The organism is uncultured Fretibacterium sp., assembly GCF_938030725.1.
In the GTDB taxonomy this organism is placed as follows: domain Bacteria; phylum Synergistota; class Synergistia; order Synergistales; family Aminobacteriaceae; genus Fretibacterium.
On record NZ_CALHIQ010000139.1, the window covers coordinates 1 to 10499 of the forward strand.

Annotated in this window: 10 protein-coding genes; 6 read left to right on the forward strand and 4 right to left on the reverse strand. The window is 62.9% G+C overall.

Annotated elements, in window-relative coordinates:
* On the reverse strand, positions 1-1244 hold a 1244-nt coding region (locus tag Q0629_RS07980; RefSeq protein WP_298781131.1), incomplete at its 3' end, for a hypothetical protein.
* Between the two features lie 369 nt (positions 1245-1613).
* On the opposite strand from Q0629_RS07980, the gene Q0629_RS07985 reads away from it, so the two are divergent.
* The 6 genes from Q0629_RS07985 to Q0629_RS08010 all read left to right on the forward strand — a co-directional run bounded on the left by Q0629_RS07985 (position 1614) and on the right by Q0629_RS08010 (position 7191).
* Entirely contained in the window at positions 1614-3518 is a 1905-nt protein-coding gene (locus tag Q0629_RS07985) for a carbon starvation CstA family protein (RefSeq protein ID WP_298781133.1), read from the forward strand.
* A 139-nt stretch (positions 3519-3657) separates the two neighbouring features.
* Positions 3658-4644 carry a lipoate--protein ligase gene (locus Q0629_RS07990; protein WP_298781135.1) on the forward strand — a complete coding sequence of 329 codons (987 nt, stop codon included), beginning with the start codon at positions 3658-3660 and terminating at the stop codon, positions 4642-4644.
* A gap of 1 nt (position 4645) precedes the next feature.
* Positions 4646-5143 (forward strand): GNAT family N-acetyltransferase, encoded by a 498-nt coding sequence (locus Q0629_RS07995; RefSeq protein WP_298781138.1) that lies wholly within the window; start codon positions 4646-4648, stop codon positions 5141-5143.
* Positions 5144-5206: 63 nt separating this feature from the next.
* Complete coding sequence (locus Q0629_RS08000; protein ID WP_298781141.1) at positions 5207-5686, forward strand: hypothetical protein; 480 nt, start codon at positions 5207-5209, stop codon at positions 5684-5686.
* A 133-nt stretch (positions 5687-5819) separates the two neighbouring features.
* Positions 5820-6296 carry a hypothetical protein gene (locus Q0629_RS08005; protein WP_298781144.1) on the forward strand — a complete coding sequence of 159 codons (477 nt, stop codon included), beginning with the start codon at positions 5820-5822 and terminating at the stop codon, positions 6294-6296.
* A 229-nt stretch (positions 6297-6525) separates the two neighbouring features.
* Positions 6526-7191 (forward strand): vWA domain-containing protein, encoded by a 666-nt coding sequence (locus tag Q0629_RS08010; RefSeq protein WP_298781146.1) that lies wholly within the window; start codon positions 6526-6528, stop codon positions 7189-7191.
* A 22-nt stretch (positions 7192-7213) separates the two neighbouring features.
* Here Q0629_RS08010 and Q0629_RS08015 read toward each other — a convergent pair whose 3' ends face one another.
* The 3 genes from Q0629_RS08015 to Q0629_RS08025 form a co-directional block, all read right to left on the reverse strand.
* Complete coding sequence (locus Q0629_RS08015) at positions 7214-8278, reverse strand: O-acetyl-ADP-ribose deacetylase (protein WP_298781148.1); 1065 nt, start codon at positions 8276-8278, stop codon at positions 7214-7216.
* Between the two features lie 71 nt (positions 8279-8349).
* Positions 8350-9201, reverse strand: a complete 852-nt coding sequence (gene lipA / locus Q0629_RS08020; RefSeq protein ID WP_298781149.1) for a lipoyl synthase — start codon at positions 9199-9201, stop codon at positions 8350-8352.
* Positions 9202-9215: 14 nt separating this feature from the next.
* A complete protein-coding gene (locus Q0629_RS08025) occupies positions 9216-10220 on the reverse strand; it encodes a lipoate--protein ligase (RefSeq protein WP_298781151.1) in 1005 nt (334 codons plus the stop codon).
* Positions 10221-10499: the final 279 nt, after the last annotated feature.

Here is a 10499-nt window from a genome sequence, read left to right on the forward strand (position 1 = left end):
GGGGAAGTTCCCTTCAGGTTAAGGGTGGCGTCAGCGACAGGCGCCAACTGTCCGATGGTACTCTCTCCGCCCGCGGTGGTGACCTCAAGAGGATTCGTGTTGACGAACTTCAGAACATCAACGGTGTTACCCCCCTCGAGCCTCACCTTAGAGGAGAGGGCACCCGTAATATCGATGGCGCCCACCCTAACCGATGAGGCAAGGGCCAATGTAGGGGCGGGGTTCTTCCCCAGGAACCCGACCGTCCCGCTGACGTCCTTTTTCAGCGTGGCCGTTTTATTGGCTGCCATCTCCAGGCTCAGGTTCCCCGCAACCCCGGCATTTAGGACAAAATCTTCTTTAGGAAAAATCTTATCGATGGTCAGTATCTTGCCGTTGGTATCGATCTTGCTGCCATCGTCCGTCTTCAGATACTTAAGCCTCAGAGGCTTGTCCAGCACGAGCCGACCCTGAGCCCTCAGATCCACAGAGCCAACTTCCGCCAAACCCGCCACCTTCAGGTCGCCGTTATGGATCTCAACGGTCTTGATGTTATTTGGCAGCTTCTCTTTCAGCTCCAGATCGCCCTTCTTCATCGACAGCGTTCGATCATGACCATCACCACCGCCAAAATTCTCCTGGTCGACTACGATACTGCCGTTATCGATCTCCAGGAAGGGAGCAGTAAGACCCGGCAGCGCGTCACCGACTTTTGCGACCAGCGTGCCGCCATCCGTGATCTTCAGATCCGTGACGCCCTTCATCGCAGCCTTCAGGTCCAACGTCCCCTTACCGAGCAGCTGCAGCTGGCCTTCGCCCAAAACTGGTAGTACCCCCTGAAAGGTAAGGGTCGCGCCCTCCACGACATTCACGACGGACTTGCCGCCGTCCTTGACAGCGAACGCATCATTGGCCTCCAACGAAACGGCAGCCTTGCCGCTCTCGACCGTGAGCTTTTTGGCCGTCAAAGTGGCGGTGCCGCCGCCCGTAAGGGCCAGCGTCGCGTCGCCCGTGAACTTCAGCTCAGCAACAGTAACACCCGTTCCAAGGGAGGCGATAGTGATAGTGGCGCTCTCAGGAAAGATAGCCGTGTCGCTCTCGGCTGGCGGAGGTTCACCACCCCAGTTATCATCAAGACTCCAGTCTCTATTGTCGAGTGCGTAACCCGTCCACGTCCTCTCAGCCGCCAACGCCGTCCCGGCGAGGGCCAGGGCAAAGACCGCCCCCAGCGCCGCCACACGCAACAACCTCCTGCCCAAAACCATGTTCTTCCCCTCCTTAAGGAGTGATGACTCCCTCTAATGAAAAAACAACACGCACACGGATGCCCTCCGCACGATGGTCACTACATTGTGTTACCATATTACTGTGAAAATACCAGATGTCCGTAAAAAATGCAAGGATTGAAAATTTAACCCCGGGGGGCCGGTGCGCCTCCAGCCGAACCGGGCGAGGCGAGATCCCGGGACGCTTCCCCGGCTCAAGGGCGGGCCTGGTCCCCGACAGACCGCCGCGCACGCGGATTTGGCGCGGACACCTTGCGCTAAACCGCGAATGGATTAAACTATAAGCGGTTGTCTTGCGCACCTCAACACCATCTCAACACTACCATATTTATATAGGGGGGTTTTGCCATGATCACGTTTTTCGTCGCATTGGCCGTTTTGATCGTCGGCTACTACACCTACGGGCTCTTCGTGACGCTGGTGTTCAAGCCGGACGATCGCAGGACGCCCTGCCAGGTCCACCCGGACGGCGTGGACTACGTCCCGCTTCCCGTCTGGCGCGCGTTCCTGATCCAGCTCCTGAACATCGCGGGCCTCGGCCCCATCTTCGGCGCGCTCTCCGGCGCCATCTGGGGGCCCTCGGTGTACCTGTGGATCGTCCTCGGCACGATCTTCGCCGGCGCCGTCCACGACTACCTGAGCGGGATGCTCTCCATGCGCAACGACGGCGCGAGCGTTTCCGAGCTGACGGGCATGTACCTCGGCGCCACCATGAAGACCGTCATGCGCATCTTCTCCGTGGTGCTGCTGGTGATGATCGGCGTCGTCTTCATGGTCGGACCGGCCCAGCTCCTGAGCCGCATGATCATGGGCGCCGGCAGGGACTTCAACCTGCCGAGAACCGCTGCCGTCTCCATCCAGGCGGCTCCCGCCGTCGCGGCCCCCAAGGCCACGGCCGAAAAGCCCGCAGCGGCGAAGGCCGTGAAGGCCGACGAGGGCAAGGCGCCAGCGGAGGCCAAGCCTGCGGCCGTCGAGGAAGCGAAGCCAGAGGCCCCGGCCGAGGAGGCCAAGCTCACGCCCGTCGAAGAAGTGAAGCCGGAGGCTCCAGCCGAGGAGGCCAAGCTCACGCCCATCGAAGAAGTGAAGCCGGAGGCCCCGGCCGCTGAGGCCAAGCCCGCGGCTGTCGAGGAAGCCAAGCCGGAGGCCCCGGCCGCTGAAGTCAAGCCCGCCGCGGAGCCGGAGATGGTGTACGGCTTGACGGAGGCTGAGTGGGTGAAGTACCTCACCATCGCCATCCTGGTCTACTACTTCCTCGCGACGCTCCTGCCCATCGACAAGGTCATCGGCCGGTTCTACCCGCTCTTTGGCCTCTGCCTGCTCCTCATGGCGGCGCTCATCGGCGGCGCCACGGTGATGAACCACCTGAACGGAACGCACCCCATGATCGAGCTCTGGGATGGCTTCTACAACATGCACCCGAAGGGCGCGACGACGCCCATCTGGCCCCTGATGTTCATCACGGTGGCCTGCGGCGCCATCTCCGGATTCCACGCCACGCAGTCGCCCATGATGGCGCGCTGCCTCACCAGCGAACGCCAGGGGCGCTTTGTGTTCTACGGCGCCATGGTCGCCGAGGGCATCATCGCCCTGATCTGGGCCAGCGCGGGCATCGCCTTCTACAACACCTTCGGCTCCCCCATCACCACGGAGGGGCTCTTTCTGGCCAAGGGCGGCAACTCCGCCACCGTCTACGACATCTCAAACGGGCTCCTCGGCTCCATGGGCAGCATCCTGGCCCTCCTGGGCGTCGTGGCCTGCCCCATCACGTCCGGCGACACGGCCTTCCGCAGCGCGCGCCTGACGCTGGCCGACTGGTTCAAGATCGACCAGAAGCCCCTCAAGCCGCGCCTGATGCTGGCCCTGCCGCTGCTCCTGATCGGCTACGCCATCTCCTTCGTCGACTACGGCATCGTGTGGCGCTACTTCTCCTGGTCCAACCAGACCCTGGCCATGATCGCGCTCTGGGCGGGCGCCGTCTACCTGTGCCGGAACGTCTCCCCCATCAGCGGCTTCATGGCCGCCATTCCCGCCACGTTCATGTCCGCGGTGAGCTCCACCTACTTCTGCTTCGCCCCAGAGTGCCTGGGCTTCGCCACGAAGTTCAGCGAGGGGCTCTCCCTGTGCGGCGTGACGGTGAACGGCGTTCAGCTCTCCTACGGGATCGGCTTCGTCTTCGCGCTCGTCCTGTTCTCCATCTTCTTCGGCGTCTACCGCTCCGCCAACTACTACAAGTCCCTCAAGAAGAGCGCCTGACGGCTTCAGGCCGCAGAGATAACAGGAGGGGCGGACCGACGCGGTCCGCCCCCCTTTTCGTCTTTCGCGCCGCGCGCCTCCTGATATAATGAAGCGGGATTCACACCCTTTTACTTTATTATGTTGGGAGGAACGACCTGTGTACACGATCGAAAATCACGACACGCGCCCGCAGCACAACCTCGCACTCGAGGAGTACCTCTGCCGTCTGGCCGCCCGCGAGGGCAGCGAGTTCTTCATGCTGTGGCAGAACGAGCCGACCATCGTCGTCGGACGCTTTCAGAGCACCCTGAGCGAGATCAACGGGGACTTCGTGAAGCGGCACGGCATCCACGTGATTCGGCGAAACTCGGGGGGCGGCGCCGTCTATCACGACCTGGGCAACATCAACTACAGCTTCGTCCGCGCCGACCTGGGCGAGTTCGACTTCGCCTTCTTCACCCAGCCCATCATCGACGCCCTGGGCAAGCTGGGGGTCCACGCGGAGCTGTCGGGCCGCAACGACATCGCCATCGACGGAAAGAAGATATCGGGCGGCGCGCAGTACCGGCACGGGGGCATCGCCATGCACCACGGGACGCTGCTCTTCGACGAGGACCTGGACGTCCTGTCCCAGGCGCTGAACGTCGACGCGGCGAAGTTCAAGAGCAAGGGCGTGCAGTCCGTGCGCAGCCGCGTCACCAACGTCAAGCCCCACATGCCGAACGCGGGGGACATGACGGCGCGGGACTTCATGGCGCTGCTCCAGGACCAGATCCAAGGGCTGACCCCAAGGACGCTGACGGAGGAGGACGGCCGCGAGGTGCAGAAGCTGATGGACGAGAAGTACTCCACCTGGGAGTGGAATTACGGCACCTCCCCCGCCTTCACGGAGGCGCGGCGCGAGCGCTTCCCCTGGGGCGGCGTCGAGGCGCGCCTGAGCGTCCAGGACGGGCGCGTGACGGGCTGCACGTTCTTCGGCGACTACTTCGGGACGGGGGACTACGGGCCGCTCCTGAGCCGCATCCTGGGGACGCCCTACACGCGGGAGGCGCTGCACGAGGCGCTCTCCGGCTTTGAGCCAGGGGAGATGTTCGCGGGGGCGTCGGGGGCGGACGTCGAGAAGCTGCTCACCCCGGAGGTATGACGTGAGCGGCCCCTCAGCCGTGAACGTCCGCCCCGCCGCCATGGCGGACGCGCGGGACATCCACGCGCTGCGCGTCATGACAGGCGTGTTCGAGAACATCCTTTCGCTCCAAAGCGAGCGGCTGGAGGACGTGGAGGACTTCCTGCGCGGGATGCGGGACCCGCTGCTGGCGGCGGAGGTCGATGGACATGTCGTCGGCCTGGCGGGGCTCGAGGTGTCGAAGCCGGCGCGGCAGCGGCACGTGGGAACGATCGGCATCATGGTGCATCGCGACTACCAGGGCCGCGGCATCGGCCGTTCTCTCCTCTCCGCGCTCCTCGACATCGCGGACCGGTGGCTGATGCTGAAGCGCGTGCAGCTCACCGTCTTTACGGACAACCAGCGGGCCATCGGGCTCTACAGGTCCCTGGGGTTCGTCGTCGAGGGGACGGAGCGCTTCGCAGCCATCCGGGACGGCCGGTATGCGGACGAGTACCTGATGGCCCGCTACAGGGAGTGACGAAATGCGCTGCGAAATCTGTGTCATAACACTCTATGAGGCTAAGGAGCTGTGACCTATAAAATGAAGTACTACGCGCAAACAGGATCGGAGTATAGGCTGACCAGGGACAAATTGACCCTTTTCTGGCTTCTCTTGGGAGGGGTGCTGCTGTTTGCCGTGTCAACTCTCTTTGAAGGGAGCAGCGTCGATGAAAAAGTGGCCTTTTGGACGGCGAGAGTCTTTTGCGTGCTCCTGCTGCTGGGTGCGGTATCCATCAGCAACAAAAAAATTGTTTTCAACACCCGTACCCGGGAATTAACGGCGATTACGGGGCTGTTCCGCAGCAAAAAAGTCTTTTCGTTCGACCGGTTCTCGAGTATCGAAGTGCTCAAGGAAACCTACTACGGCTTCATCCCCTTAGGCGTTTCCGTAAAGGCGTACTTCAAGAACGATAAAGGGGAAGAGGTCCCCGTCCTTCTGCGTCAGGTTCTGTTTACCCTCGCAACCCGATGGGCGCAGCAGCTTGTCGATGAAACGGAAAGCCTCATCAAAGCCAATTAAGGAAGCGCCGAAAGATCCCTTTTTTTCGATGATCCTTGATTGCTTTCAATAACTTTTGCGCTTCCTTAAAGCCATTGAATCCGAGTCCAAGGTTTCGTTTTTTTCGCCCCGAAGAAGTAAAGGAGAAACGCCTATGCACGAATTGTCCGCTTACGACATCCAAGAAACCGGGAGTACGTTCAGCTTCCAGCCCTTCAAAAAGGAGTTCCCGAAAAATGTCCTGTATATGGCGCTGGCGGCAGTCGCTGGCGGTATCTTTATCTTTTTCAACGCCAATCCCGATTGGGACAAGATCATGCTTTCCCTGTTGGCTTTGGGTATGGCGTACCTGATTTACTGGGGCCTGTTCGTCGTCAGGACGACAGTCGTATTCGACAAGGGGAACAGGACGATCTTCAAGCAAAAGGGGAGTGGACTCAAAAAAATCCTGCCTTTTGAAGAGGCCTGTCTTCTATTGACCAACACCAATGGAGGGTGCTATTACAGCATCGCGCGCAAAAACGACCGATATCGGTCCGTACAGAGGCTGAGCGGTTATATGTCCGAGAAAGAGCTCCATGCTTTCGAAGAGGGAATAGCGCAGAAGATCAAACCGATGCTGGAGGAATAGCGATTCGTCTTTCAGAGCGTCAGACGCGTTGGGCCATGGGTGAGGTCCCCCTCGCCCATGGCCCAACGGGGCTATTCGAACAGTCGCCGACGCCCATCTCCACATCGCGGCCTCGATGTCGCCTTTCAGGCGACCACGGACGACCGCCCCCCTCCTATAATGGGGCCGTAAGGTCAAAAAAAGGCCGGGCCGCCGTTTCACACGGCGCCGGTCACAGGAGGGCTCGAAGATGAAAGAGAACCTGACGGAGATCGTGTTTATCCTCGACCGCAGCGGCTCCATGGGCGGGCTGGAGGCCGACACCATCGGCGGCTTCAACGCCATGATCGAGAAGCAGAGGAAGGGGGACGGCGAAGCCCTGGTTTCCACCGTCCTCTTCAGCGACCGGAGCGAGGTCCTCCACGACCGCGCGGACGTGAAGGACGTCAGGCCCCTGACGGAGGCGGACTACTTCGTCGGCGGGTCCACCGCGCTGCTGGACGCCATCGGCGGCGCGATCCACCACATCGGGAACGTCCACCGGTACGCCCGCCCCGAGGACGTGCCGGAGCGCACCCTGTTCGTGATCACGACCGACGGGCAGGAGAACGCGAGCCGCCGGTACGGCATCGAAAAGGTCAGGCAGATGATCGAGCTTGAGAAGAGCCAATACGGCTGGGAGTTCCTGTTCCTCGGCGCCAACATCGACGCGATCGAAACCGCGGAGCGCTTCGGGATCGGCAGGGACCGCGCCGCAAACTACTGCAGCGACAGCGAGGGGACGCAGCTCAACTACGACGTGATGAGCGAGGCCATCTCCACCGTCAGGTTCGGCAGGCCCCTGTCCGCCAATTGGAAGCGGCGCATCGACGAGGACTGCCGCAGGCGAGGCGGATGGAGGGGCGACGCGGAATAGCGCCAAACGGGATACGCTCCTGCTACGCCCCCAGCAGGCTCTGGTTGAAGGCGAAGAGCGCCTCGTTGATCTCGAACACGTTGTAGTTTCCGTTCCGGATGAAGTACTCGATGATGACGTCGAACTTGCTGCTGCGGGAGAGCGCGAACCCGGCCTTCATCAGCATGTCCTTCGCCTCGTCGAGGGGCAGCTCCAGCGCGATGGCAAAGGCGAGGGCCGTGGACTTGCTCGGCCGGTAGTCCGCGTCGCTCCTGATCTTCGAGAAGAGCTTCCGGTCGATGTTGGCCTTCTTGTAGCACTCCACGTCCGTCATGCCCCTTTCGTCGATCTTGCGGAGGAGCATCCGCGAAAAGCTCTCGTCGATCCGGCTCACCACTTCGCTGAGGTTCTCCAGGGGTGCGGCGGGGCCCATCGGCCCCCTCTTCTGGGCGAGACCTCGGGGGACGCGTTCATGGACTTCGTCGAGGTCCTCCAGGAGCTCGGCGGACCTCATCAGCTCCGCCTCCCACTCAGGGAACAGCCTCCTGCGCCGCTGCGCGTCGTTCCTGTCCGCGCGTTCCTCAACGTAGTGATCGTCCACGTACTCCTCGACATCCCGGAACAGCTTCGCGCTGATCTGGTAGGACCTCCGGTCGAAGATGACGATGTAGACGGTCATGTCGTTCCGAAAGAGAAATTCGCTGATCGTATCGACCGCGACCCGGAGAGCCTGGTCCTTCGGGTAGCCGTAGGCGCCGGAGGAGATGAGGGGGAAGGCCACGGACTCGCAGCCGTGCTCCCTCGCCAGCTCAAGGGAGGTCCTGTAACAGGAGGCGAGCAGGTCCCGCTCCCCGTGCCGGCCGTCCCGCCACACCGGGCCGACGGCGTGGATGACGTACCTGCAGGGCAGCCCGTAACCACCGGTGATCTTTGCGCTTCCCGTCTCACAGCCCCCCAGCGTCCGGCACTCCTCCAGGAGCCCCGCGCCGGCGGCGCGGTGAATACACCCGTCGACGCCGCCTCCGCCCAACAACGACGGGTTGGCGGCGTTCACGATGGCGTCCACCTTCATCTTCGTGATGTCGTTCCTGACGATCTCAAGCGGCATGATACAAGACCCTCCCTCGTCCAGGCATCAGGCGTCCCACAAACGGCTCCTCCCGCCGGACGCCTGAGCCCTCACAGCGCCTCGGCCTTGTAGGAGCTGCGGACGAACGGCCCCGACGCCACCCGCGCGAACCCCAGCTCGAGGGCCTTGATCCGGTAGCGCTCGAAGGTCTCCGGCGTGACGTACTCGTGCACCGCGATGTGCCGCGCGGTGGGCTGAAGGTACTGCCCCACGGTCAGCATGTCGCAGTCGCCCTCCCTCAGGCGCCTCATGACGTCGATCACCTCGTCCTCCCGCTCTCCCAGCCCGACCATGATGCCCGACTTCGTCTTGAAACCCTTGCTCTTGGCGTAGCGGAGGACCGCCAGGGAGCGCTCGAAGTCGGCCTGGGGGCGCACCCTGGGGTAGAGGGCGGGGACCGTTTCCACGTTGTGGTTCAGGACCTCCGGTCGCTCTGCCAGGATGACGTCCAGCAGGTCCTCTCGCCCCTGCATGTCGGGGATCAGGAGCTCGACGGTCGTCTCCGGGCACTGCGCCCGAAGCTCCCGGACGCAGGCGGCGAATTGTCCCGCCCCCTGATCGGGCAGGTCGTCCCGCGTGACGGAGGTGATGACGGTATGGCGAAGCTTCAAAGAGCGGACGGCCGCGGCGACGTGCTCCGGCTCCAGCGGGTCCACGGGGTCGGGGCGCTCCCGGCTGACGTTGCAGAAGGTGCAGTTGCGCGTGCAGTTCCGCCCCAGGATGATGAAGGTCGCCGTCCTCTTGCCGTAGCACTCCATGCGGTTGGGACAGTTGGCCTCCTGACACACGGTGTTCAGGTGCAGGGCCTTCAGGAGCGCCTCGACCTCCTGAAACGGGCGCCCTCCCTGAACCTTGATCTTGAGCCACTCAGGCTTCCGCATCGCCGCTCTGGATTCCGTCATGGGCTGTTCCTCCTCTATGCGGCGTCCGTGGCCCGGACGGCCAGGACGTCCTGAATCAGGACCTCGTTCTCCATGCCCCGGATGTAGTCGTCAACGCGGACCCCCTCAAGCCCCCGGCGCAGCGACTCGCGCTCGATCGCGCAACCCTTCAGGCGCCCGGCCAGCTCGAAGACGTCCCGGTCCCCGAAGAAGTCCCCCAAAATCTCCGCGTGCTCGATGAGGCTCCGGCCGACCTCCAGGCGATACCCGATCATGCCGAAGGGGTGCCGGACGTCGTAGCGGTGCGTGAACCGGTAGCGGAGCCCGAAGTTCCACGCCGGGGAGTCGAAGCGCTCCCGCTTGATCCGCAGGACCTCCCGCAGGTCCTCCTGGCGGACGGCGCAGGTTTCGCGGACGCCGTAGTGCCTCATGAGCTGTTCCTTCAGGTATTCCATGAAATCCCGCACGTCCATGCGGACGTATGGGGCAAGGGTCCCGATCCGGCTGGCGACGGAGCGGACCTGCTTGTTCACGAACTTGACGGGGTTGGGGCGCAGCGCCCTCGAGATGGCCTCGTGGTCCACGTCGAACAGGAGCGTCCCGTGGTGCAGCACCCGGTCTCCGTATCGAAACTGGGCGTTTCCGGAGACCTTTTTGCCCTCCACGGTGATGTCGTTCCGGCCCGTGAACTCCGCGTCGATGCCAAGCCCTTTCAGGGCGTCGACGACCGGTGAGGCGAACTTGAGGAACGGGTTTTCCTCCTCCCCGCCGCTCCGAAACGGGGCGATGAGGGAGTATTGCAGGTTCCTGAGGTCACAGTAGATGGCCCCTCCGCCGGAGAGCCGGCGCACCACGCGGATGCCCTTCTCCCGAACGTAGTCGGCGTCGTACTCGCAGAGGGCGTCCTGATTCCGGCCGATCAGGATCGTCGGCACGTTCTGCCAGACCATCACGACGTCCTCCTGAAGGTTCTTCAAGAGGTACTCCTCAAGGGCGTGGTTGTACGCGGGGTCGGTGGACGGGTTTTCGATCAACAGCAACGCTCGGACCTCCTCAATTCGGGGGGTGCCCCTCAAGACGCGCTGCGTCGGGACGCGCCCCCGTATCGCGTCCCGACCCGACGCCCTCCACAGCCCGTCGGGCCATTGCCAACGGCCACAGGTGCCGACGCACCAAAACCATCCCGCAGGCGGGCCATTTCCGGTCTGTCGAAGGAGGGGCCGGGAGGGACTTCATGCCTTAACCTCATGCCTCACAGCACTTTTCCGTATAAGTATACCATGAGCGCTGGACGCGGCACCCAGTGGGGCGAGCGCGGG

Coding starts and splice junctions, on each gene's coding strand:
- lipA (WP_298781149.1), bottom strand. CDS start 9,201: ATGACGGAATCCAGAGCGGCGATGCGGAAGCCTGAGTGGCTCAAGATC.
- Q0629_RS07985 (WP_298781133.1), top strand. CDS start 1,614: ATGATCACGTTTTTCGTCGCATTGGCCGTTTTGATCGTCGGCTACTAC.
- Q0629_RS08015 (WP_298781148.1), bottom strand. CDS start 8,278: ATGCCGCTTGAGATCGTCAGGAACGACATCACGAAGATGAAGGTGGAC.
- Q0629_RS08000 (WP_298781141.1), top strand. CDS start 5,207: ATGAAGTACTACGCGCAAACAGGATCGGAGTATAGGCTGACCAGGGAC.
- Q0629_RS08005 (WP_298781144.1), top strand. CDS start 5,820: ATGCACGAATTGTCCGCTTACGACATCCAAGAAACCGGGAGTACGTTC.
- Q0629_RS08010 (WP_298781146.1), top strand. CDS start 6,526: ATGAAAGAGAACCTGACGGAGATCGTGTTTATCCTCGACCGCAGCGGC.